This window comes from Tolypothrix bouteillei VB521301, assembly GCF_000760695.4.
Taxonomy (GTDB): Bacteria; Cyanobacteriota; Cyanobacteriia; order Cyanobacteriales; family Nostocaceae; genus Scytonema; species Scytonema bouteillei_A.
The window spans coordinates 5,137,014-5,160,308 of sequence record NZ_JHEG04000001.1 but is presented as its reverse complement, the minus strand read 5'-3'; the positions used below and the strand labels follow the sequence as shown (position 1 = coordinate 5,160,308).

Annotated in this window: 22 protein-coding genes and 2 CRISPR repeat arrays; of the genes, 19 read left to right on the top strand and 3 right to left on the bottom strand. The window is 39.2% G+C overall.

The window, feature by feature from the left end:
- The first annotated feature begins 194 nt into the window (after window positions 1-194).
- From cas2 to HC643_RS20735, 10 genes are all read left to right on the top strand, one after another.
- On the top strand, window positions 195-470 hold the full coding sequence (cas2, locus tag HC643_RS20780) for a CRISPR-associated endonuclease Cas2 (protein WP_038092877.1): 276 nt from the start codon (window positions 195-197) through the stop codon (window positions 468-470).
- A gap of 218 nt (window positions 471-688) precedes the next feature.
- A CRISPR array of direct repeats spans window positions 689-2,978; the repeat unit is 36 nt; unit sequence CCCCACCGATTGGGTTAATTCGGAATAATTGGAAAC.
- 68 nt (window positions 2,979-3,046) lie between these two features.
- Window positions 3,047-3,508, top strand: coding sequence for a hypothetical protein (locus HC643_RS20775; RefSeq protein WP_167844721.1), 462 nt, complete (start codon window positions 3,047-3,049; stop codon window positions 3,506-3,508).
- A 264-nt stretch (window positions 3,509-3,772) separates the two neighbouring features.
- A complete protein-coding gene (locus HC643_RS20770; RefSeq protein ID WP_050045349.1) occupies window positions 3,773-5,533 on the top strand; it encodes a Cas10/Cmr2 second palm domain-containing protein in 1,761 nt (586 codons plus the stop codon).
- Window positions 5,500-6,543: a CRISPR-associated protein (Cas_Cmr3) gene (locus HC643_RS20765; RefSeq protein ID WP_038093392.1), complete on the top strand. Its 1,044-nt coding sequence runs from the start codon at window positions 5,500-5,502 to the stop codon at window positions 6,541-6,543. The genes HC643_RS20770 and HC643_RS20765 overlap by 34 nt, the downstream gene beginning before the upstream one ends.
- 27 nt (window positions 6,544-6,570) lie before the next feature.
- A complete protein-coding gene (locus HC643_RS20760) occupies window positions 6,571-7,455 on the top strand; it encodes an RAMP superfamily CRISPR-associated protein (RefSeq protein ID WP_038093394.1) in 885 nt (294 codons plus the stop codon).
- Window positions 7,452-7,892, top strand: coding sequence for a hypothetical protein (locus tag HC643_RS20755; protein ID WP_038093397.1), 441 nt, complete (start codon window positions 7,452-7,454; stop codon window positions 7,890-7,892). Before HC643_RS20760 ends, HC643_RS20755 begins: the two co-directional genes overlap by 4 nt.
- Window positions 7,893-7,928: 36 nt before the next feature.
- Window positions 7,929-9,896, top strand: a complete 1,968-nt coding sequence (locus tag HC643_RS20750; RefSeq protein ID WP_167844720.1) for an RAMP superfamily CRISPR-associated protein — start codon at window positions 7,929-7,931, stop codon at window positions 9,894-9,896.
- 497 nt (window positions 9,897-10,393) lie between these two features.
- Window positions 10,394-11,599: a hypothetical protein gene (locus HC643_RS20745; RefSeq protein ID WP_237265915.1), complete on the top strand. Its 1,206-nt coding sequence runs from the start codon at window positions 10,394-10,396 to the stop codon at window positions 11,597-11,599.
- 260 nt (window positions 11,600-11,859) lie between these two features.
- Window positions 11,860-13,498: a CRISPR direct-repeat array (repeat unit 37 nt; unit sequence GTCTCCACTAACAATGTGGAGGCGCATAATTGGAAAC).
- Window positions 13,499-13,687: 189 nt separating this feature from the next.
- On the top strand, window positions 13,688-13,927 hold the full coding sequence (locus HC643_RS20740; protein WP_038079020.1) for a hypothetical protein: 240 nt from the start codon (window positions 13,688-13,690) through the stop codon (window positions 13,925-13,927).
- Window positions 13,924-14,190, top strand: coding sequence for a type II toxin-antitoxin system RelE family toxin (locus HC643_RS20735; RefSeq protein ID WP_038079023.1), 267 nt, complete (start codon window positions 13,924-13,926; stop codon window positions 14,188-14,190). Before HC643_RS20740 ends, HC643_RS20735 begins: the two co-directional genes overlap by 4 nt.
- A gap of 36 nt (window positions 14,191-14,226) precedes the next feature.
- Here the strand turns inward: HC643_RS20735 and HC643_RS20730 are convergent, their stop codons facing one another.
- Window positions 14,227-14,829 carry a hypothetical protein gene (locus HC643_RS20730; RefSeq protein WP_038079026.1) on the bottom strand — a complete coding sequence of 201 codons (603 nt, stop codon included), beginning with the start codon at window positions 14,827-14,829 and terminating at the stop codon, window positions 14,227-14,229.
- A gap of 129 nt (window positions 14,830-14,958) precedes the next feature.
- On the opposite strand from HC643_RS20730, the gene HC643_RS20725 reads away from it, so the two are divergent.
- The 9 genes from HC643_RS20725 to HC643_RS20685 all read left to right on the top strand — a co-directional run bounded on the left by HC643_RS20725 (window position 14,959) and on the right by HC643_RS20685 (window position 20,390).
- A complete protein-coding gene (locus HC643_RS20725; protein WP_038079029.1) occupies window positions 14,959-15,531 on the top strand; it encodes a LabA-like NYN domain-containing protein in 573 nt (190 codons plus the stop codon).
- A gap of 87 nt (window positions 15,532-15,618) precedes the next feature.
- The gene (locus HC643_RS20720) at window positions 15,619-16,005 is read left to right on the top strand and encodes a hypothetical protein (protein WP_038079032.1); all 387 of its coding nucleotides are present in this window, start codon (window positions 15,619-15,621) and stop codon (window positions 16,003-16,005) included.
- A 44-nt stretch (window positions 16,006-16,049) separates the two neighbouring features.
- Window positions 16,050-16,247 (top strand): hypothetical protein, encoded by a 198-nt coding sequence (locus HC643_RS20715; RefSeq protein WP_017750141.1) that lies wholly within the window; start codon window positions 16,050-16,052, stop codon window positions 16,245-16,247.
- 55 nt (window positions 16,248-16,302) lie between these two features.
- Complete coding sequence (locus HC643_RS20710; RefSeq protein ID WP_038079035.1) at window positions 16,303-16,788, top strand: E2/UBC family protein; 486 nt, start codon at window positions 16,303-16,305, stop codon at window positions 16,786-16,788.
- Window positions 16,789-16,848: 60 nt separating this feature from the next.
- Window positions 16,849-18,345 (top strand): ThiF family adenylyltransferase, encoded by a 1,497-nt coding sequence (locus HC643_RS20705; protein WP_038079038.1) that lies wholly within the window; start codon window positions 16,849-16,851, stop codon window positions 18,343-18,345.
- 182 nt (window positions 18,346-18,527) lie between these two features.
- Window positions 18,528-18,743 carry a hypothetical protein gene (locus HC643_RS20700; protein WP_038079084.1) on the top strand — a complete coding sequence of 72 codons (216 nt, stop codon included), beginning with the start codon at window positions 18,528-18,530 and terminating at the stop codon, window positions 18,741-18,743.
- Window positions 18,740-19,168 carry a type II toxin-antitoxin system VapC family toxin gene (locus HC643_RS20695; protein ID WP_038079042.1) on the top strand — a complete coding sequence of 143 codons (429 nt, stop codon included), beginning with the start codon at window positions 18,740-18,742 and terminating at the stop codon, window positions 19,166-19,168. Before HC643_RS20700 ends, HC643_RS20695 begins: the two co-directional genes overlap by 4 nt.
- A gap of 563 nt (window positions 19,169-19,731) precedes the next feature.
- Entirely contained in the window at window positions 19,732-20,007 is a 276-nt protein-coding gene (locus tag HC643_RS20690; protein WP_038079049.1) for a hypothetical protein, read from the top strand.
- On the top strand, window positions 20,004-20,390 hold the full coding sequence (locus HC643_RS20685) for an aspartyl protease (protein WP_038079052.1): 387 nt from the start codon (window positions 20,004-20,006) through the stop codon (window positions 20,388-20,390). The genes HC643_RS20690 and HC643_RS20685 overlap by 4 nt, the downstream gene beginning before the upstream one ends.
- A gap of 403 nt (window positions 20,391-20,793) precedes the next feature.
- Here the strand turns inward: HC643_RS20685 and trpD are convergent, their stop codons facing one another.
- On the bottom strand, window positions 20,794-21,894 hold the full coding sequence (gene trpD / locus HC643_RS20680) for an anthranilate phosphoribosyltransferase (RefSeq protein ID WP_038079055.1): 1,101 nt from the start codon (window positions 21,892-21,894) through the stop codon (window positions 20,794-20,796).
- A 26-nt stretch (window positions 21,895-21,920) separates the two neighbouring features.
- Window positions 21,921-23,168, bottom strand: a complete 1,248-nt coding sequence (gene trpB, locus HC643_RS20675) for a tryptophan synthase subunit beta (RefSeq protein WP_050045351.1) — start codon at window positions 23,166-23,168, stop codon at window positions 21,921-21,923.
- Between the last annotated feature and the right edge of the window lie 127 nt (window positions 23,169-23,295).

Below are 23,295 nucleotides of genomic sequence, written 5' to 3'. Positions count from 1 at the left end.
CCTAGCGATGTTCGTAATCGCGGCTATACAAACGAAGTCCCTTCGGGTTCGCCAGTCGCCTACGGCGGGAAACCCGCCTACAGCGCTGGACTCACCGCCTACGCGGACTAAATGATAAAGGGGATACAAGACGAGAATTCAGTATTAGTCAAATAGATTATACTTTTATTAATTTATACTTGCTAAGTATTTCAATGCTAGTTGTTGTTGTTTATGATATTCCTAATGATAAGAGACGAACTAAATTATCCAATTTTTTAGAAGGGTATGGACGAAGAGTTCAATTTTCTGTATTTGAATGTTTTTTAAGTTTGGACGAAATGCGACAACTATATGAAAAGGTTAAAAAATTAGTCAAGCCAGTGGAAGATAATGTCCGATTTTATTGGATATCTCAAGAAGCTGTTGAGAGAGTGTTGACTATTGGAGGTGAATCACCTCAACCACCGCCAAACTACTACGTTATCTAGGTTTGAGGCAAATTGAAGAGGAAGTTTTACTAGTTCATCTACACACTCCGGCAAATCGCCCAAACCCTATATTTTTCGTTGAAGTGTGTCGATTGCTTGCTATGTAAGGGTTTGAAGTATGTGTTTTACTAAATTTTCGACAGGATTTACAATGTTTTTGAGAGGTGTGTCGATTTGCAGTCTGAAATCCTTACTGGGTAAGGGCTGCTAGACGAACTCCCCACCGATTGGGTTAATTCGGAATAATTGGAAACAAGAAGATCCGCCGACAGAAAGCCAGTACCTCCGTTACTACCCCACCGATTGGGTTAATTCGGAATAATTGGAAACAACTCATTGCGTCAGGATATGGGTTGTTCATTTTTTTCCCCACCGATTGGGTTAATTCGGAATAATTGGAAACTTCCCGCAGGAATCTGGTCTACACCACCTCCAAACCCCACCGATTGGGTTAATTCGGAATAATTGGAAACATCAAAGATGATCCGCTTAAGCCTACCTACCCTTACCCCCACCGATTGGGTTAATTCGGAATAATTGGAAACCTTTTGGGCGGCTTCGACCAAGCCATGAAAAGCAAAACCCCACCGATTGGGTTAATTCGGAATAATTGGAAACAAGGAGCCTCGCGGGGCGTTTAGCTCTTACCCCCCACCGATTGGGTTAATTCGGAATAATTGGAAACCTTTGCTTTCTATTGATTCATTCATGTTGATTGCATACCCCCACCGATTGGGTTAATTCGGAATAATTGGAAACCTTCACAGCCGGCTTGGTGTCGGTCACCTCAATAAGTTCCCCACCGATTGGGTTAATTCGGAATAATTGGAAACACCTCATACTCCTTTTCTTGCAATTCCCGAATAATTTCCCCACCGATTGGGTTAATTCGGAATAATTGGAAACTTGAATGTAGTGTCAGACATTTTTTTTGTTTTATAAACTCCCCACCGATTGGGTTAATTCGGAATAATTGGAAACGTCAAGGAGGGCGCCTGCTAGACGCAATGGCTAATTGGCCCCACCGATTGGGTTAATTCGGAATAATTGGAAACGCGATGTCGGTAATGTTTATCCAAGACTTGTACGCCCCACCGATTGGGTTAATTCGGAATAATTGGAAACTTGCGTTCTCTGAAATGTTGACGATTACTTTTCCCCCCCCACCGATTGGGTTAATTCGGAATAATTGGAAACGAACTGAGAAGCTGCGGCAGCGGGGCTGTGCCGCAGCACCCCACCGATTGGGTTAATTCGGAATAATTGGAAACACTTCGAGCTTGGGCCGCTCGGTTGCAGACCCGAAGCTGTCCCCACCGATTGGGTTAATTCGGAATAATTGGAAACGTTTGGAGTCAACTTTCGACTCCGCTAGCCAGAAAAACCCCACCGATTGGGTTAATTCGGAATAATTGGAAACGTGTATGCCCAAGCGTGAGTTTGGTTTATTTGACCCCACCGATTGGGTTAATTCGGAATAATTGGAAACGTGAAGGAACTAGCTTGCGGCACTCAGACCGCAAGTGACCCCACCGATTGGGTTAATTCGGAATAATTGGAAACTGGACCTATATGGTCTACATAACCTCCTTTCCCGTCGGAAAATCCCCACCGATTGGGTTAATTCGGAATAATTGGAAACAGCGGAGCACCAGGTAACGATCTCTCCGCTATTGCCCCACCGATTGGGTTAATTCGGAATAATTGGAAACCCGGCGGCTCTGGCGTATGCCAGATTTCCGTTACCCCACCGATTGGGTTAATTCGGAATAATTGGAAACTTGTTGGGTAGACAGTGCCACGGTGGCTTTTCTCCAGCCCCACCGATTGGGTTAATTCGGAATAATTGGAAACGGCTTTATCTATAAGCTTCGTAGTGGCCTTGCCTGTAAAAGCCCCACCGATTGGGTTAATTCGGAATAATTGGAAACTCAAATCCGCCGTTCTCAACCCCGATCCCTGGAGCAGCCCCACCGATTGGGTTAATTCGGAATAATTGGAAACTGTATCTGTGGCTACTGCTTTCTGATCGTCCGGCCCCACCGATTGGGTTAATTCGGAATAATTGGAAACCTTTTAAGATTCCTAAGACTTGGATGTCAGATAAGCCCCACCGATTGGGTTAATTCGGAATAATTGGAAACTAACTGAGATACCCAACCCTTAACCGTTGGGTTGCCCCACCGATTGGGTTAATTCGGAATAATTGGAAACTTTACTTTTTATCTTTATCTTTATCCTTGCCTTGCTCCCCCACCGATTGGGTTAATTCGGAATAATTGGAAACCTGAGCAGGCAGTAAGGAAGCGAGCAGCACCACGAGACCCCACCGATTGGGTTAATTCGGAATAATTGGAAACTCTCGTTGACGCTGGATCTACCCAAGGCTTAGGCTTTGTGCCCCACCGATTGGGTTAATTCGGAATAATTGGAAACAACTCGATCTGAAGGTGAATTTTCTTTTCAGATTCACCCCACCGATTGGGTTAATTCGGAATTATAGCTATTTCCTCCATGCTGTACTAGCAGTCTTTAAACTCGGATCTGCTCTAAAGTTCTTACCTGGATCTGGTACAGTGACTTCCTACGCTTTAATGAGCGCAACAGTTTATGCAGCTTTGATCGCAGCAGGCTATATTTATATGAAAGCACTTGCAGCATTACTTGAAAATAGAGGTGCGGGACAAGTTAAAAAAGAGGATCTCAAAGCAGCAGTTGTTCAAGTTATGAACGATAAAGAAGCTGTTCAGTCAATTTTTAACACTGCAAAAGAAAGTTATACGAAAGCAGATTCCGATTTAAGTAGTTTGGCTCAGGAATTAGGTGACCTGAAACAGAAAATGCAGCAAAACGCAGTCACATCAGAACAAATAGATGCTGTAGGAGAGATTGCAGCAGCAGAAATGGCTGCGCTGCAAAACGATCCGCCCAAGACATTTAAACGACTCAAGAACTCTGGCGAATGGGCATTAGAGAACGCAGATCAATTTGAGCTAAACCTTGCAGCAGGGGCTCTCAGGATAGCGCTCGGTCAATAGCCTTACGGTGGGAAAACTTACATTTTCGTCATTCGCATCAAGCACTGCTGCAATTCCAGTCATTTCTGTAACACTTGAGATGACGAGCAATAGGCTGAAGATTAACGAGTAAAAGGAAAACCAGTTCTTTGTTACTTTTCATCTTTACTTATTGTTACATAGATAAAAAGAATCAGTATTTTTCAGCAATTTCAAGTTGCTCATTATACGATTCTTCTGTATCTAAATATTCCATCTTGAGTTATTACCCCTTAAAGTCAGAGTATGACTGATGAAGCAATCTATACGGCAATTACCTTTGCACCCGTGCAAGGATTTATCGAAAAATCGCGGAAGTTGAGGGACTTGTATGGTGCATCGTTGATTTTGTCCTATCTCAGTCAGCAGATAGTTTTAGCAGCTCATAGCCAAGATGACGTGAAAGTAATTTCTCCAGCAAACATCAATGTCCAAAAAGGAATGCCGAACCGCATCCTAATTAAAGGTCATTTTACCGAAGAGATGGCACGGGAGGTATTATTAACGGCTTGGCAAAATATTCTCTCAGTCTGTCGTACCTGGATTGAGAAAGAATTACCTAATTATGAATATGAATGGGAACGTGAATGGTCACATTGGGGAAAGCATACTTGGGAAATATTTTGGGGGATAGGAAATTCGATCGCATCTGCAATGGAGGATTTGGAAACCCGCAAACTTTCTCGTGCTTGGACTGCAATTAATTGGATTGGTGAAAGTTCCAGTTTAACGGGTACAGATGGAATTGCATTTCCGGGATTGGGGGGGAAAAATCGCAATCCAATCACAAAAAATTTGACCTACCGCTCTGAGTTTGATGATATCCGAAAGTTTTATAAATCACTAGCAGACATAACTGAAAATCAGGAAAATTCCCAAGAAGATGAACCAGAAGCAAAGGAATTAGAAGAAGATAATTCCCAGGAAGAAGTTCAACCAGAAGGTAAATTTGTTGCACTGAACGAACAATTGAGTATTCCTGAATTAGTTAAACGTCTTGTGACATGCGAGGATGTGAGAAGAAATATAGGAATAGCAATTGGTGAAAAAAATTCTTATTTTGGAAGATTACCCAAAGGATTTAAAGAGATTCGTCGCAAGCCAACTGAAACTCAACCCGGACAATGGACAGGCTGGTTTATGGGAGATGGGGATGAAGTTGGGAAAAAATTGAAAAAAATCGCTAATAGTGAAAACGCAGAAGAAGAAATCAAGGTATTTACTAGAAAATTACGTAATTGGGGTAAAGATTTTTACAGTTGTTTACCAAAACAAAAACTAGGAAGAGTCATTTATGCGGGTGGTGATGATTTTTTAGGTGTAATTTATAGTAAAAAACCCGAAGAACCCAATTCTGGCTTGGCTGCATTGGAATGGTTAATGACATTGAATGATAAATGGCACGAACACGAAGGAAAAATTAATGTTAGTGTAGGTTTTGTCTGGGTTGCAGGGAGTGTTCCCCAGCGAGATGTATTACAACATTGTCGTCAAGCACAACAGAAAGCCAAAAAATTAAACCGCGATCGCGTGACAATCCGAATCGTATTTAACAGCGGACAGTATGTGGATTGGACTTGTCCTTGGAAGTATTTGCATATCCTCAAAAGTTATCGCGATCTCAATGGTAACACTTATCAAAAGTGGGAATGTAAAGGTCGAGATACCAACTATGAACCAAATTGGACGCATATCTTTAGCGATTTAGCCCAACTGAAAGCACGCCATGCTTTTGGATTAACAGAAAACCGTCATCGAAAGAACATTGATAGTCATACTGCTATTCAAAGCAAAATTCTTGATAATCGTCGAAATTTTCTAAAATTTTTTGACATTTATTTTCCTGGTTTTGGGGAAATCTTAATAGCCCATGAAACATTACTTGTAGGTGCAAGTGATGATGTAAGTTCGGCTCAAAAAGCTTCATTGATGATTAATTGGATAGAAGATTTAATTACAATTGGTTGGCATTTATGTTCAAATACCTCATCATTATTAAACCACTAGGTTTTCTATATGGTAGTGCAGGTGCATTTCTTTCACCAGAAAATTTAGTTGGTCATTCTGGGGAAAAATTTCCACCGAGTGCAGCAGCACTTTCCGGGTTATTTTTTAGTGCTAAACTAACAGGAAAGAATTTAACAGAGCGAGAGAAAAATCAAATTCATAAAGAACTCAGCGAACATTTACATACTGCAGGAGCATTTTGGGCTAAATCTAAATACGAACAAGATTTTTATGTACCAATTCCTTGGCATAGAATTATTGGTGGAGAGAAGGAAAAATATACAGACGAGTGGGTTTTAGATCGAAATGAAAATTGGCAGCGCAAAAGACAATATCAAGATTGTGAAGATAAATTAGAAGTAGCTTTTACATGGCAAACTATTACTTCCTGGGGTAAGAAAAAACTGGAATGTGCAACTCATCCTTGGGATTATGTATCTTTTCTCCATCCTCACATGAAAGATAGCGAGCGACATTCAAAATCTCAAGATGGTTTGTTTTTAGAACGTGCCGTACAAATGCCTGAAAATACTTGTTTAGTTTATTTATCAAGTCATGAACTAGATAGTGGATGGTACCGCTTTGGTGGAGAAAATCATATTGTTGAAATTGAATGCCAAGAAATAAAAAAGAAAGAAGTATGTGAACTTTTCAAGCAACCAATAAAACAAGCATTTGCTTTAATTACTCCTGCTATATGGGGTTCAACGCGCTTTTCTTTTCGTTTTCCCCAACATTCAGATTTGTCATCTTATTTTCCAGAAGCTAAAACTAAGTTATTAACTGATAAAGCCATACCTTATCGATACAGTACAGCTGGAAGATTGGGAAGAGGGCGTTATGCAGTTCCAGCCGGAAGCGTATATGTGTTACCAAAACCTCTGAATTTGTCTTGGAGTCAATTTAAGGATGATTGGTTTCCAAATGAGGGATACAGCTTAAAAAAAATTGGTTGTGGTTTATGTTTACCTGTAGAAATTACGGGTTTACCAAAATATCAAGAGGCTTAATTAAAAGCTAAATAGGAGAGATAAATAATGTATCAAAAAGCTTGTGGAATTATTGAGACTCTAGCACCAGTTCACGTGGGTGCAACCGCTGGAGAAGAAAACGGTAACTTAAACCTTATCTTCCGCGACCAATTTACCCAAACTGGCATTATTAATGGTAGCTCAATTCGCGGTCGTTTGCGAGCCGATATGCGTCAATATCGTGGTTATTTAGAAAAGCGAAGAGAAACAATTCCTCCAGAACTAGATGAAGATTTTTGGTATGGGAAAAAAGCTGAACAGGGACAACCAGATAGTACTAGTGAAGCTGTTATTAAATTAGAACACGCTTCCATTGTTTGGTTGCCTGTTTTTTGTCCGGGACAACCCATTATATGGGTAAGTTGTCCTAGTTTACTCAAAAGGTATAACCGGATAGCTAGATTGAATAAAAAAGATAGCGAGATTCCTAAAGAATATACAGCTTCTCAAGAATTATGGAACAAAGCGTTAGAGTCGAAAGATAATAAATTAAAAGGTAAAAAGTTTCTCTTTTTTAACCTCGGTTTTTTAGAAATTAAAAAATCAGAAAATTTATCAGATTGGTTCCCTTTGGATAAAAATTTACCTGCAGTTGTCGTGGATGATAATGATATAGCTATGATTCACGATATGGCTTTATATCGCCAGAGTCGAGTTGCATTAGAAGACGATATGAAGAGGGCAAAAAAAGGACAGTTTTTTAATACAGAAGCCTTACCAGAAGGCACTATTTTAGCTTTTCCAATTGCTATTAAATTCCATGATAAAGATTGGGATTGGAAACCAATTCAGGGTGCATTAAGTGGAGAAATTTATCTGGGTGGACTCGAATCTATAGGTTTAGGTCATTGTCATTTAACAATTCTACATATTAAAGAGAAAAAATCATGACTTGGAATTCTTACCAATTAGACGAAAAAGCACAAAATATTGTGCTTAAATACCGCGATAAAGAAGTTTTAAATGAATCTCACAAAATGCGTGTCACAGCTGCTTATGGCTTAGAAAGGTTTTGGGGAGAGCATTTACGATTAATGAGTAAGGATAAAAATACTGAGGATTACATCAAAGGAGAATTTTGGTTAGAAACTTGGAAAGAATTAGTAGAAATTATGAAGAAAGCAGGAATTGAAGTACCAAATGAAAAAATAGATCGTGATGGCAAAAACTTTAAAACCGAAGATATTAAAAAAATGACAGCTAAATTTTGGGATAGGGAAAAATTTCCGATAGAACATCAGAGAATAACTTTAGCTGTTTTAACTCAATTTTGTGACAGTTTAGTTTGGTGGACGCAGCGATATAAGAAAGTGCAAGAGAAGTCATAGAAAATTCTATAAAAAAATTAAAAAGGAAAATAACTTATGAATGATGAAAATGTACCAATGATGTTCCGCGCTCAAGTTGGAGGACGTTGCCAAATTCAGCGAGTTGTTGACAAACGCAAAAATACAACTAAAGATAAGCGTCAGGATGTTGAGATATGGGTTGATGAGTGGAAGGATGTTTTTCCTAAAGATTTACTTCCTCAAGAAGAATCTCAAAAGCATCAAGCTGTATCTAATTCACAGCAGGACAACAATCAAGCTGTAGCACGTCCAAAACCAAACGCAAAACCCCCAGAAAGTACAACCTTCAAATTTCCAGAATTTGGCTCTAATGTAAAAACATGGACATATTCAATTAAATGGAGATTAGTTTCCAATAGCGGACAAGATGAGGGTGTCATACGTCCGATTATTGGTGCTAAAGGATTTCCCTATTTCTCGGGTGCAAGTATGAAAGGTGCTTTTATTCGTGCTTGCAAGCAATTTTATGGGAAAGAACAGGGGAAAAAAGAAGCAGAAAAATATTGCGGTAAAAAGCTAGCAGATGGTAGTAGCGAACCTGGGATTTTGCGCTTTCATGGTGCTTATCCAGTCAATATGAACTGGACAAAAAGCTTAGTAGATATTATCCACAGTCAAGAAATAAAACAAGTCATTAAAGACGATAGGAATAAACCAACTAATGCAAATTCCATGATATCCCTCTATAAAACTACATTAAGATTTGGTATTTCCAGTACCATAGAGCTAGATGAATCAGAGTGGAACATACTTAAAATAATTTGGGAAAGAGCATTAGCTTGTGGGCTTGGTTCTAGAGTCAGTGCTAGTTACGGTTATTTTAGATCTCTAGAAATTAATCAGAGTCATCATCCCAATCAATTATTACAAGTTAAGCTAAAAGGACAAGGAGCAATATCAAAATTAGTTAATCGTACCCCAGAATTTCGTCCTAATATGTTCAAAGCTGCTTTGCGCGGTCACACCTTACGTTTATTAGGAGGATTAACTGACGAAGGAACAGCAAAGCAAATTACTCAAAAATTATGGGGTGGATTTGCTGACAAAAATCTAGATAAAGATTCAACAGGTTCAATTGTCGGATTATTAGGAATAGATTTTGATTTTGAGCCTTCACAAATTATTTCCCAAAATAATCCCGGACATTATGAACTGTCAGAAGGTATTTTAAATATTTTTTGTATGCATCCTGAGATAGAGAGTGCAGAGAAAGAAAAATTATTAAGAACTGCTGACACTTTGATAAAATTTTCCATGTTATTTGGTGGTTTTGGTAAATCATGGCGCAGAGTTTGTCACAAAGAATTTTACAGAGAATATTTTAATAATCATAGTGATAAAGTGATTGGCTGTCACTGGCAATTTCTTGATAAGTTAGCATATTATCCTGTTAATCAACTCGAAGATATTATTGGATATATTAAAGATATACGAGAGATAATTTGTAGTTGGATACCGCAACATAAGAGAGTAAATCGTGATGTAACAACGGTCCTTAAGACACCCATGAGTACACCCATAAAAACAACTACAAGTCCATCAATAAATTTATCCAATCAAAGTCAAAGTCCTCATCTCAAACCTCCACCAAAACGTCCAGACAATCTTCCAAAAAATCAGCCTCATAATCAAGTAGATCAAAATAGTGACATAGTACACTGGCGTGAAGCTTGGTATTCGCCAAAAGTGCAAGTATGGGCACGTTTTGCTGAAAATGGTGAAAGTAAAGCTATTCTCTGGTTTCATGATGCTTATAGAGGAGAGGATACGATTAAAAAATCACTTTTAGCGGGAAGTATGGGAAATACAGGACGTATTTGGCATCGAATGTATCCACGTTTTGTTATTATTAATGACAATAAGGAGATTGTGAGGGGAGATGGTTACGTGGAGTTACTTACTATTTTCTCCGATGAATCTTCAGAAACAACAAAATTTTTGAATTTTCTTAAAGATAATAGTGGATTTACAAAGATTTGGTAAAAGGAGGATTAAAATGTCAATTTGGATTATTACTACAGGGAATAGTGATGTGCAATTAAAGATAAATTACAATTGGGAAAATCTCTTTTATGAAGAAGTGAGGTATGACGAGGAAAAAGATATAAAAAATGTGATAAATTTGCAGCTATTCAGCAAGATAAAGCTTCCGAACTTTATCTCGTTCCTGCTAGGGTACTAGGCATAGTTTATGAAAATTATTTACAAAACAATTATAGTGACTTAGCATTTCCATTGTTAGATACTTTTCTCAATATTTTTCGGCAAATCCAAATGAGAAACCATCTATTATTATCGTATTGTTGACCGACCAAAGAAATATCTTTCTTAATGAATCCGTGAATTGAATGAAAAGTAACGAATAATGAATTATCTCCTTTTGGCAAGATACTTGTACTTTAAAATCTGTATTTAAGGAATATTTTAGACAAAATAAAATTTTTTCACCCGTTGAACCAGAATTTTTGACTTTAAACCCAATGTCAGAACAAGGGTTAGATAATTGGGATAAAACTTTGAAGGTAGTTCAAGAACAATTTGAAAATCTTAAAAAAGAATTAAATAAATTTCCTCAGTATAATCCCAATGACACTATATATGTTAGTCATCAAGCAGGAACTCCAGCAATATCTTCGGCGGTACAATTTGCTAGCTTAAGCAATTTTAAAAATGTGAAGTTTTTATCTAGTAATATATTTTTTAACGATGAGGGTGAGCAAACTTCTGACCCTCAATTAGTTGAGATTTCTAATTATTGGATGGGAATACAAATTCAAAAGGCAAAACAATTAACAATCGAAGGTCTACCTGGTGTAGCTTTGTCTATGTTACAGGAGATTGGTTATGTAGACAATAAAAATGTTAAACCACGTTTGGAAAACATGGTTAGTGTATTTAATATTCGTGAAAGTTTGGCAAAAGGACATGAGTTTAATGTAGAACCAGCAATACAGCGTGTTGTTGATGCATTAAATTTAGTTGAGATTTTTTTTAAGGAAAAGAACTACCTTCAAGGTATTGCTTTATTAGCTGCGGCTCATGAGACTTTCTTAAAAGCTGCGATTGCAAAGGAAATTAACAATCAAAAAATAATTCTTAATATTAGTCATAATAAAAAGATATTTATAAGTCAACAATTAGTTAAGTGGCAGCAACCAGGATTAGTTTTTATTAGAAATAATCGGGACTCATATCTAGATAAAAAACTTAAATCAGTTTTAGGTATACCCGATTGGGATAGAACCGAGCAAACACTTATTGATATCAAAATTGAGATATTAACTCAACTGTCATTTCCAATTGCTAATTTTGAAAAGAAATTTCAAAAAAAACAATTCGATTTGATGAATAGTAATTCTGGATTATTTAAATGGCTTCATCAACTTAGACCAGAATTTAACTCTTGGGATTTACTCAAATGGATGTGCATCGAAAAAGATAATAAAAAACAATATGATTACGATATCCGTAACCAACTAATGCATAATTTGTTAGGATTTAACGAACAAGAAGTGATTCAATACTTATTAGGAAACTCAACTACATCAACTTACACAGATGTTCTGACAGCATATCAGCAAGCTGTAAAAGAAAAATTTCTTAATCAAATAGACTGCTTGGGCCTCAAATATAATGAGAGGAACTTGTATGATGAATTAGAAGCGATCGCAAACGATATCACTTGAGCACCGCAGTTGCGCGAACCAGGAGGTGTATTTATCGAACGCTTGTTATATAACCTGCCAATACTTATCAGTCATAGCTTTGGAGCATTTTAGTTAAGATGGGGGTTCGCGGAAACTCTAAAACCCTTGCTATACTTAGCTTTACAGAGATTTTTATGATGGGAGGTGCTGACAAGCGATCGCTCAAACGGTACTTTTTTATGTGGTCCGCGAAAATAGGAGTCAAAAGTCTTGTTCTGCAAGCTCTCTAGACTCCCGCCGTCTCCACTAACAATGTGGAGGCGCATAATTGGAAACTTAGCCAAAACACAAGAGTATGGAAGACAAATGGATTGTCTCCACTAACAATGTGGAGGCGCATAATTGGAAACTTTTAATATAAGAAGCCGAGCACTCTACACCGTGAGGTCTCCACTAACAATGTGGAGGCGCATAATTGGAAACATTTTTAAGTCAAGAGAAGGGAAAAGAATGACTGGAGTCTCCACTAACAATGTGGAGGCGCATAATTGGAAACCCAATAAAACCAATGTCTTTTTCTGCACCATCACGTCTCCACTAACAATGTGGAGGCGCATAATTGGAAACTCACGGAGAAACAAATTCTTACCTACCAGTCATTGGTCTCCACTAACAATGTGGAGGCGCATAATTGGAAACGACCCAGGCTACAAATATTACAAAGTAGCTGGTCTCCACTAACAATGTGGAGGCGCATAATTGGAAACTCCCTGAGACGAGCGCGGTTCTGCATTTTCAGATAGTCTCCACTAACAATGTGGAGGCGCATAATTGGAAACAATTCCCCACCACAGTGGGCGCAACCGAGGTAAGCAGTGTCTCCACTAACAATGTGGAGGCGCATAATTGGAAACTTTTCTAATTTGGCTTAGAACGTAAATAGCCTTGTGGCGTCTCCACTAACAATGTGGAGGCGCATAATTGGAAACTTCTAGCTTTTTCCCAACTCGCGATCGCTGCCTCTGTCTCCACTAACAATGTGGAGGCGCATAATTGGAAACACGAGGTAACTTATGTTAGTAAGCAAGCGATTTGGAGAATTAAAAGCAAAGTCTCCACTAACAATGTGGAGGCGCATAATTGGAAACTCTATAAGGATTGCCATCTTGAGAAGCGATGGGTCTCCACTAACAATGTGGAGGCGCATAATTGGAAACCCAACAAAACCCGCCGAATCCTAGACACGACCTACGTCTCCACTAACAATGTGGAGGCGCATAATTGGAAACATTACTCCCACAAAACTATAGCTAATATCAATTAAGTCTCCACTAACAATGTGGAGGCGCATAATTGGAAACTTGACAGCAAAGAAGAAGCGATCGAAAAAGCAAAGAGGTCTCCACTAACAATGTGGAGGCGCATAATTGGAAACATAAAGTAACTCATTATAATGATCTTCAAAACCTTCGTCTCCACTAACAATGTGGAGGCGCATAATTGGAAACCTCAGAACAATTGCCTGTCCTCCTCTGCCTTTTGTCTCCACTAACAATGTGGAGGCGCATAATTGGAAACAGAAAAGTTTTGATTCGGTAGAAGAAGCTCAATCATGGGGTCTCCACTAACAATGTGGAGGCGCATAATTGGAAACGGATGTACTTGAGCAGATAGGTATGCTTGAAGAATGTCTCCACTAACAATGTGGAGGCGCATAATTGGAAACACCAGTTGTTGTATCAATTGCCCAACAACGCAATAAGTCTCCACTAACAATGTGGAGGCGCATAATTGGAAACTTGCTGTAACACACTTACTGTATTGGCTAAAGTGTCTCAACTAACAATGTGGAGGCGTATAATTGGAAACTGTATTGGTTTGATTTTGGTCTAGCTTTTGGTGTCTCAACTAACAATGTGGAGGCGTATAATTGAAAAACAATAAAGTTGCTATAAGTATTTGTAGTAGGGTATTTCGATCTAGTTAAGAAGTCATCTTGACGATTACCCGACGAATTTGGTCAAATTGGAATAAATAAAGTTTTTTTGGTAAGAGTTTCCTAGCAAACAGGTATTTTACAAATAAAATAGGATACTATAGAGTTGACAAGCTCCAAGAGTATTAATTATGAAAACCGAACGCGAACGCGAACAGTTAATCAAAGATATCAACGAACTAATAAATCAAGCTTATGATAGTACTCTAGATGAAATTTACACTCTCTTGATAAAAATAGAAGAAGAAGAAGAGGAAGAAGATTTAAAAGCATACGAGCTTGCTAAAAAAGAAGCAGAAAATGAAGGTTCAGTGTCATGGGAAGAAGCTAAAAAAGAACTGAAAACCGAAAGAAAAAAGGAAGTTGCGTGAATTATAAAGTTGAAATATTAAAAGGAGCGTTAAAACAAATTAAAAAATTACCACTAGAACTTCAAGAACGAATACAAGTTAAAATTGATAATTTAGCTATAGAACCCCGTCCCAGTGGAGTGAAAAAGCTTAAAGGTAAAGAAAATACTTATAGAATAAGAGTATGCGAGTATCGTATTATATACGATATATTTGAGAATGTTTTACTAGTAAATGTTGTAAAAATTGGACATCGTAGTAAGATTTATAAAGATGAAAGTTAACAAATATGACAAGATTATAGCGATCGCTTATAGTTGTTACTGACCAGTAACTGTACTTTTCAAAATTCCGAGTATTTTCCCCACCTGACTGATAAAATATTCATTAAAGTCTATTTCTATAGTATTGCCTTTCAATCGCAAAAATCTCCAGTTTGTACCAGTTGTCACTACACCATAAATTACACTAATTGGGTTTTCTTTAATTTCATTAAAAATTTGAGCACCTATCATTTCTGCCATACATTGTGCCAAACCCGATTGAATATTATCATTTTTCGCTTCTACTAAAGTTACAACTGGTGCTTCAATAATTATTTGTTCTGAAGAAAGACTAATTAAAAAATCACAAAATCCATTTAAACCTTTTGTAACATCTACAGTCAAGTCTTTACCAGAAAATATACTAATTTGTAATGCCATTTGTCTTTTCATCTCTACCAAAATAGGCATGACAATTAGTTCGGAACGTGCTTTTTTAGTATCGATCGCTAATGCTAGAGGTAAATATTCTTTAAGAGATTGAGCCAGAAAATCGCTATAAGTTATCTCTGGTATATCAGCAAAAATTCCAAATTGCTCGGAGATAACAATCCCAAAGTTACTTTTTATTTGTTGGATAGTAAATTGACTGTATGGCATAGCTTGCTAGTTGTGCCTAGTTTCAACCTCTTGTAAAACTATTTTATTCGGAAACTCGCCTTTCCAAGCATAGGCTTTAATAAAGCATAGACAAATCAAACCCAAGCCGAAAGCAGTTAGGGAAAACCTATGCTAACAACTCGTCGTGTCCTGATTTTTGCAGATAGCGATAATACTTACTTAGCAGCACAAAGCTTTAATAGGAAAATTGACTGGCAAAAAATTTGTCACTACCTCGCAGATCCTAAAGAAGGTAGAGAATTGATAGAAATGGTAATTTACGTAGGATTACCTCCAGCCAGAGAAAGATTTGAAGAACAGCGAAAAACCAAAGAAAAGTTTGTTTACTGGGCTAGAAATAATGGTTTTTTAGTCGTTACCAAAGAAGGAAAAGTGAAAGGAGAAGACTATGAAAGTAATATTGATATCGTTATGGCAATGGACGCAATTGAATTAGCTTTAGAAGTGAAGCCGGATATCGTTGTATTAGTGACAGGCGATTCTGATTTTGCTTATTTAGCAGAAAAATTGAGAAGAAGAGGAATGCGCGTTGAAGTTGCATCAGTAGAACAATCGTTAGGTAGCGAATTAAAAAATGCGGCTAATAGCATTGTGGATTTAATTGAAGTCTTTGATTCATTCAATCCTCAAAATAGCAGCCAAACTTTTCACAGAATTGGTAACACCAGCATATTTGATTAAATTTCAGCAACCACGTAGGTTGGGTTTCGTTCCTCAACCCAACATAAATCAATGCCAATGACAAACGACAAATGACCAGTGAATATCATGCCAACAGTTAATGGAAAACTAATTACTCAAGGACACGATTGCTTAGAAACTCTGGATACGCTCAAGCAGAAAACGACAAATACTATACAAAATGTTCAAACATTAGAGGCACAAATGATGAATCTAAGCCAGCAACAAGAGCAGAAATATGCACAAGAACTCAACACCATTAAAAATCATCTCAATCAATTAGATAAAAGATGTATTCTTCTTGAAGAATCAATTTCCAGACAGTTTGTCCAGTTTATCATTGTCAGCATTTGTAGTAGTATCTTTGGCTTATTTTGTTTGTGGTACTGGTTTGGCACTCCTCATAAACCAAAATCTCAAACACAAGTGGGTATTTTATATATTACAAAAAACTTCAAGTTATCCATTTCTTGATTAAAACTATCAGCAATACAGCATTCACAAAAAAAGGAGACAATATGAGAGCAGTCATCAATGGAAAACTAGTCGATTTACCACAAGGAACTACAGTAGAACAACTGAGAAAAAAACTTCCAGAAATTGGTAACGACGATGTTATGGAAGAAGGTTTTGGTGGAACTAGACCCTTGAAGAATAATGAAGCTCTGAAAGAAGGCTCAAAAGTATGGACTGTACCCAAAATTGTTAAAGGGTAGGCGTAAGCCCCATATAAGTCAACGTTAGTCAACTATAATTTTGTGTAGGTAAGTTATGACAATTACAATTAGTCAAGATAAATTTGAGTTTCGCCCAACTTCAAGATTGCTCGAAGAACTCAAACTTTTGGAAAAAGCAGCAAAAAATATTGTTGTTGGTACTAAAACAGTTGAGAATGTCAAATACACGGCTATTTTAGTTAAAGGAATGCCTTTATCTTCCCAGAAGTTTACAGTTTCTAATACCGACGTTTTGTTCTTATTGCCTCCAGAATATCCTGAATTACCTCCTATCGGTTGTTATCTTAATTATCCTTGGAATACAACCGGAGAAGGAGATCATCACTTTACAAGACAAAGCTATTATGGAGCGCCTTTCTTAAGTGATGAAGGATGGTACTGGTATTGTGTGGGACTCGGAGGAGGCTTCAATCGAGAAGTATGGTTGAATTCCTGGAAGCCAACTCAGCAAGTTGATAGAGGACATAACCTCGCGACACTCTTTGTAACTGCACGTCATGCAATTAATAGCGATGAATGAGGAATTATGAATTATGAAAGGAAAATGAAAAAGAATAAATTGTACTGAGGGTCAAATTTTATGACACATCAAAATCTCCTGGTAGAGTATTCTTTGCATATACCGCCGAAAATGTGGCAAGAGTTTCGTCAAAATATGTTGGATTATCGGAATTCAAATGAAGAAGTGATTGGTTTCTTTTTTTGTAAACCCCATCAAGTGTCAAAAAGAAAAATTCGCTATATTCCTAAAGCTTGGGTTGTTCCTTCTCCCGATTGCTATGAGATGCAGTCTGTTAGTGGATTAGTTTTAACACAACAATTTCATTTCTACTTGTTGAAACAGTATCTCAAAGAAGGTTTGCATGTCGTTCATATTCATACTCATGTTGGGGAGATAATTCCTGAATTTTCTTCTGTTGATAATTATTATGAAGCGGATTATGCTCGATTTCTGGCTAAGAATTTCCCTAAAAAGCCTCGGCTAATTTCAGGTGTCTTCAATCAATCACTAGAACAAAGTAAATTTCGTATCTGGGACAGAAAAGGAAAAAAATCCTATGATATAAAATTTTCTACTAATTACTTGGAGAGCACAAATTCTCTGGAAGACAACTTTCAAGAGCATAATATTGCATCAACAATTCAGAATTATGGTGCAATCGATATGACAAAGCTTATATCCAACGATCGCAATCTCATGTTCTCCAGGCAAAAAGTATTTGGCGAAACCTGTCAAAAACAACTTGGCGAACTAAAAGTAAGTCTTATCGGATGTGGTGGAATAGGTTCAATCTTTGCCGAACTATTAGGGCGGTTAGGTGTAAGGAATTGGATATTAATAGACAGCGATCGCATAGAAGCAGTCAACCTCAATCGAATGCCAGGAGCTACTCAAAAAATGGTCGAACAGCGATGGAAAAAAGTTGATTGCGTAAAACACTTAATCAAAAAAATCTATCAAACAGGCTCCTGTGTAACCACAATACCAACAGCAATAGACAATGAAGTTGCTAGATCGGCTATAGCCACATCCGATTTAATCGTAGTTGCAACAGATAATCATCTTTCTCGCAAAATAGCCCAAGAACTTGCATTAGAATATATGCATCCTCTTATTTGCCTTGGCACTCACATCGATCTGAATCAATGCGATCGCAAACCGCGAATGTTTTGTCGCGTCACCATTCCTCCTTTAGGAGGCGGTTGGTGCTTGATGTGTGGCAATATTATCAACCTGCAAAAAGCTGCTGTAGAATCCGCACCAGTACAAATCAATCAAATGGTTGCAAGCGCAGGTTATTTAGAAGGAGTTAACGATCCAGCCGTATTTTGGTTGAATAGTATTTGTGCTAGTACCGCAGTCGGTGTAATTCATGGCACAGTCAGTGGTTTTTTGAATGTAAATGCTGGAATTGATTGGGTTTATGAGTTTCCTAACTGTGTTTGGCATCAGACCAATACAGAGTATTTAGAAACACCTGATTGTTATTTTTGTTCTAACTTTGATGCTTTTACAGCAAAAAGTGAAGAATTTTCTAGCGAAAGCAATGTTGAAAATATGGACTATTGGCTTTGAACTCTTTTCGCTTTGAAAAGTGAAGATTCCAAACAGTTGTTACTATGCGGGTCAAGTCTTGAAATTTTTTCATTGCGACTGCCTTCTGTACTTAACTGCTAAAGCCAATCGCCAAGTTAAAATAAATGGGTACAATTGCAACAAAGTCAAGGCTATGGCAATTAGACATAGGAGGAACTCAAATGACACCTAACACTTCTTTAGAAGAACGACTTGCAGCAATAGAAGCAGCGATCGCTGAGTTGCAGAAGCAAGTTCCGACTGCTCAACAGACAAATTGGCTGCAACAAATTACGGGGTCTTTCAAAGATGAACCAGCCTTTGACGAAGTGCTTGCTTACGGACGAGCGATTCGCCAAGGGAATGAGTCTCTTCTTGAAGCGCAAGATGAGCTATGAAATATTTATTGGATACAGATCATCTGAGCATTCTTCAGCGTCAAGTAGGGAAGGATTACAGTAACCTTTCGACACGCATGACTCACTACCCATTGTCAGATTTTGCTGTATCAACTGTGACGTTTCACGAACAGACGCTAGGTAGTCACGCTTATATCAATCGTGCTCGTAACTTAGATGATGTTGTGAAAGGATATGAAATGATGACACGACTCGTTAGCGACTTCAAAGTTTTGCCCCTTGTCTCGTTCGATGTGGGTGCAGCAGCGACATTCGATCGATTACAGTCACAACGGATTCAACTGGCAAAGATGGATGCGCGGATTGCGGCGATCGCGCTATTTCGTGGATTGATCTTGTTAACTCGTAACCATCGAGACTTTAGTAAAGTGACAGGGTTATTAACTGAAGATTGGACACTTTAAAGCATCACGTGAGCTTGGACATCCTCATATCGTGACTCACTTTAACTTCAGTAGGAAACAATAACATTTGAGTATCTTTTTTTGGCATATAGAATCGATGGTTTATAGTATTTCACACTTTACAGCCATTTTCAGGTCAATAGACCACACTAGTAGGGACGCAATGCCTTGCGCCCTTACATATAGTCAATACCTTTGCCAAAACGCCCTCACTCTAGAGCGCCGGTACAGTAATCAATATGAAGACAAAAAACCCGGTTTCTCTGACTCGAAAAGCTCGATATTTCGTAAGCTCAAATTGAAGAAATCGGGTTTTTGGGAATACTGTACCGACGCTCTAGAAAAGTGGACGGCAGGCGCTACAACGGGGGGAACCCAGAGCAGTCGCCTCAACGGGGGGAACCCTCCGAAGTTTGCTATTGGGGGTTTCCCCCAATAGCAACTTCTCTCCGCACGGCGCTACTCACCGCAACGCGCTGCCTCGCGACTGCCTTCCGTACTTAATTGATAAAGCCAATCGCCAAGTTAAAATAAATGGGTACAATTGCAATAAAGTCAAGGCTATGGCAATTCGACAACCTCGTTACAGTAAAGAAGAGTTTGCTCGCCGTGGCAATGAGATTTATGAGTCTCAAGTACGTCAACAAGTCGAGGAAGGCAATCATGGCAAGATTGTGGCTATCGATATCGAAACCGGGGCCTTTGAAATTGCGGATAATACGATCGCGGCTACCGATCGGCTTTATGAGCGGTATCCAGATGCTCAGCCATGGGTAATCCGGATTGGACATCGTGCTGTTTACCGCTTTGGATCTCGGAGTTTAAGAAAAACAGTATGATGCGCGGTTTCGTTAATCAGAGTTGTGAAGCCGTGATTCGGGTTGCACTTGGTCGTGCCGATGCCCCAAAGCAGATGATAGAGGCAGTGATTGACACAGGTTTCACAGGCTTTCTGTCTCTTCCGCTCGCAACAATCGAGTCTCTTGGCTTACCTTGGATATTTCGGGATGTTGCAACTTTGGGCGATGGTAGCGAAGCAATCTTTGAAATGTATCGTGCGATCGTTATTTGGGATAGTCAGCCTCAAGTTGTGGATGTAGCAGCCTCGGAAACCGATCCACTTGTGGGAATGAGTCTGCTGTATGGGTTTAAACTTGAGATTGAAACTGTTGAGGGTGGCAGCGTGACGATCAAAGCGTTGAGAGATACTCTAAACGGTTAAAACCTCTACATTATCTCAACCTTGGTTAATTCTTGAACACAGGCGAAGTACAGATTTATCAGCCAGCATCAGCGTTCATCTGCGGTTTAATAACTTTTGTATGTATCAATACCTTTGCCAAAACGCCCCCACATTAGAAATGTGGACGGCAGTTGCTTCAACGGGGGGAACCCCCGCACGGCGCTGCTCTGGGCAACGCGCCGCCTCTGCTGTACAAACAAAGCCCACGCAGGTGGGCTTTGGGTTTTAGCCCACGCAGGTGGGCTTTGTTTATGTAGCCACAGACTTCCAGTCTGTAGGGCTTTTGAAAAATTGGCAAAGGTATTGATGTATTAAACCTCTTTGAATAAAGATGTAAGGGCGCAATACCTTGCACCCCTACCAAAACTTTCAAGTACTGAAATTACTGTAGAAATTGAGAAAGTTGCTCTAACTTATTCCAAGCCTGACCGCTTTGAAGAATATCTTTAGCGATCGCAACGCCGTTAGTCAAAGTCTCAAAATAATCGCCAGTATCGGGTACAGCTTCACCAACATACAGAGCTAAAGCTGTATTGAGAGCAACGATATCTTGCTGTGCTTGCGACCCTTTCCCTTGAAGGACAGCTTTGAGAATTTCTGCATTTTCTCGGACATCTCCACCCTTGAGTTCGCTAATTGGGGCTGGAGTAAGACCCAAGTCTCGCGGATCGAGTTCTAGCAAGTGCATTTGTTTGTCAGAGACAATAGCTAAATCGGTTTTATCTCCCAACCCAGCTTCATCTAATTTTTCCCGACCGTACAACGCCACAGCCCGACGAGTACCCAATTGATACAAAACTTTAGCAAAAGTTTCTACCAAAGCGGGTTTATTCACACCAATGACTTGTCCTGTCGGTCGCAAGGGGTTAATCAGCGGACCGAGGAGGTTAAAAATTGTGCGGACTTTTAAAGTTTTTCGCAAAGGTGCGATCGCTTTAAGGGCGGGATGCCAATCTGGTGCAAAGAGAAAAGTAATGCCAACTGCGTCAACAGCTTCTTGAGTTCTCTTGCTGCTGGCTTTGAGATTTAAACCCAAAGCTTCTAACACGTCAGCCGATCCAGTCTTCCCCGATGCGGAACGATTCCCGTGCTTGGCAACTTTGACTCCTGCGGCTGCAACTGTAAAAGCAACAGCTGTTGAAATATTAAACGTTGATGCTCCATCTCCACCAGTCCCACAGGTATCAACAAGTGGTGAATTACCGACAACGCTGTCTCGCAGTGTTGCTTTGATAGATTGGGTATATAAAACCTTAACCATACCCAACAATTCATCAGCAGATACACCCTTTGCCTGAATTGCTGCTAGAATTGCACCCGAGAGTGCGGGAGAAATACCGTCTGTCAGCCAACCGTACATCAAATCAGAAGCTTGAGAAACTGACAGGGATTGACCATCTAGTAATTGCTGTAATAAAGCAGACCAATTAGGGGGTTCGTAGTTGGAAGAATTTTTTGCAACTTGAGCGGGTGCCGTTACCATAATCTTTGCTCCTCGTTATTCTAGAATTAAGCAGGGTTGAAAAACTTGGCGACTGTCTGTACATCCTTATCGCCGCGTCCGGAACAGCTGATGACAATTCGGGGACTACCTGTTAATTGCGGACACAGAGTTTCTAGAAATGCGATCGCATGAGATGTTTCTAGTGCTGGAATAATCCCTTCTAATTGAGACAGACGTTGGAACGCAGCTAAAGCTTGAGAGTCCGTAACACTGTAATATTCAGCACGTCCTATATCTTTCAAATAACTGTGTTCTGGTCCCACACCGGGATAATCCAAACCAGCACTAATAGAATGTGCTTCTACAATTTGACCATCTTCGTCTTGCAGGACAAAACTCATTGCACCATGCAAAACACCAATGCGACCTTTTGTTAAAGTTGCTGCGTGTTTTTCAGTATCAACACCCTCACCTGCTGCTTCAACGCCAATTATGCGTACAGATTGTTCCTTCAAAAATTCATGGAACAGCCCGATAGCATTAGAACCACCACCGACACAAGCCAAAACAATATCTGGAAGACCTCCCCATTTTTCCTCACATTGAACGCGAGTTTCTTTACCAATAATTGCTTGAAATTCTCTGACAATCATGGGGTAAGGATGCGGTCCAGCAACAGAACCTAAGATGTAATGAGTGGTTTCTACATTTGTGACCCAATCCCGAATCGCTTCGCTTGTTGCATCTTTTAAGGTTCCAGTACCTGCTGCTACGCCTCGTACTTCTGCTCCCATCAACTTCATACGGAAGACATTCAGCGCTTGTCTTTCCATATCGTGAATTCCCATGTAAATTACGCACTGCAAACCAAAACGAGCGCAGACTGTAGCAGTCGCAACACCATGCTGACCTGCTCCTGTTTCTGCAACAATGCGCTTTTTACCCATCCGCTTTGCTAAAAGCACTTGCGCTAAAGCATTGTTAATTTTATGTGCTCCTGTATGGTTTAAGTCTTCACGTTTGAGATAAATTTGCGGTCCTGTTCCATCAGATTTTTGATAGTGTTGTGTAAGCCGTTCTGCAAAGTAAAGAGGTGTCGCACGTCCAACGTAGTCGCGTAGAAGCGGTTGAAGTTCTTCTTGAAAGAGGGGGTCGTTTTGATATTTTTTAAAAGCAATTTCTAACTCGCTGAGAGCAGACATCAATGTTTCCGGTACGTATTTACCGCCAAATCGACCAAATCTTCCCAGTGCATCGGGTTGTTGAGTGAAGAAAGAAGCAATATTATCGATATCTTGTTCTTTTGCTAACATTGAAGTCTCCTGAAATTTGATTGTGGATGTGTTGGTTTTATCTAAAGAGAATTCTCTCTTCCCCCAAAAAATGTGCCAAAAAATGTGAATCAAAAACCGCAGAGAGCGCACGGGGAGAAGATGGCTC

Excerpts from the sequence above, each read along its gene's own strand:
- cas2 (WP_038092877.1), top strand. The coding sequence starts at position 195 with ATGCTAGTTGTTGTTGTTTATGATATTCCTAATGATAAGAGACGAACT.
- HC643_RS20770 (WP_050045349.1), top strand. The coding sequence starts at position 3,773 with ATGACTGATGAAGCAATCTATACGGCAATTACCTTTGCACCCGTGCAA.
- HC643_RS20765 (WP_038093392.1), top strand. The coding sequence starts at position 5,500 with ATGTTCAAATACCTCATCATTATTAAACCACTAGGTTTTCTATATGGT.
- HC643_RS20760 (WP_038093394.1), top strand. The coding sequence starts at position 6,571 with ATGTATCAAAAAGCTTGTGGAATTATTGAGACTCTAGCACCAGTTCAC.
- HC643_RS20755 (WP_038093397.1), top strand. The coding sequence starts at position 7,452 with ATGACTTGGAATTCTTACCAATTAGACGAAAAAGCACAAAATATTGTG.
- HC643_RS20750 (WP_167844720.1), top strand. The coding sequence starts at position 7,929 with ATGAATGATGAAAATGTACCAATGATGTTCCGCGCTCAAGTTGGAGGA.
- HC643_RS20745 (WP_237265915.1), top strand. The coding sequence starts at position 10,394 with ATGTCAGAACAAGGGTTAGATAATTGGGATAAAACTTTGAAGGTAGTT.
- HC643_RS20740 (WP_038079020.1), top strand. The coding sequence starts at position 13,688 with ATGAAAACCGAACGCGAACGCGAACAGTTAATCAAAGATATCAACGAA.
- HC643_RS20730 (WP_038079026.1), bottom strand. The coding sequence starts at position 14,829 with ATGCCATACAGTCAATTTACTATCCAACAAATAAAAAGTAACTTTGGG.
- HC643_RS20725 (WP_038079029.1), top strand. The coding sequence starts at position 14,959 with ATGCTAACAACTCGTCGTGTCCTGATTTTTGCAGATAGCGATAATACT.
- HC643_RS20720 (WP_038079032.1), top strand. The coding sequence starts at position 15,619 with ATGCCAACAGTTAATGGAAAACTAATTACTCAAGGACACGATTGCTTA.
- HC643_RS20715 (WP_017750141.1), top strand. The coding sequence starts at position 16,050 with ATGAGAGCAGTCATCAATGGAAAACTAGTCGATTTACCACAAGGAACT.
- HC643_RS20710 (WP_038079035.1), top strand. The coding sequence starts at position 16,303 with ATGACAATTACAATTAGTCAAGATAAATTTGAGTTTCGCCCAACTTCA.
- HC643_RS20705 (WP_038079038.1), top strand. The coding sequence starts at position 16,849 with ATGACACATCAAAATCTCCTGGTAGAGTATTCTTTGCATATACCGCCG.
- HC643_RS20700 (WP_038079084.1), top strand. The coding sequence starts at position 18,528 with ATGACACCTAACACTTCTTTAGAAGAACGACTTGCAGCAATAGAAGCA.
- HC643_RS20695 (WP_038079042.1), top strand. The coding sequence starts at position 18,740 with ATGAAATATTTATTGGATACAGATCATCTGAGCATTCTTCAGCGTCAA.
- HC643_RS20690 (WP_038079049.1), top strand. The coding sequence starts at position 19,732 with ATGGCAATTCGACAACCTCGTTACAGTAAAGAAGAGTTTGCTCGCCGT.
- HC643_RS20685 (WP_038079052.1), top strand. The coding sequence starts at position 20,004 with ATGATGCGCGGTTTCGTTAATCAGAGTTGTGAAGCCGTGATTCGGGTT.
- trpD (WP_038079055.1), bottom strand. The coding sequence starts at position 21,894 with ATGGTAACGGCACCCGCTCAAGTTGCAAAAAATTCTTCCAACTACGAA.
- trpB (WP_050045351.1), bottom strand. The coding sequence starts at position 23,168 with ATGTTAGCAAAAGAACAAGATATCGATAATATTGCTTCTTTCTTCACT.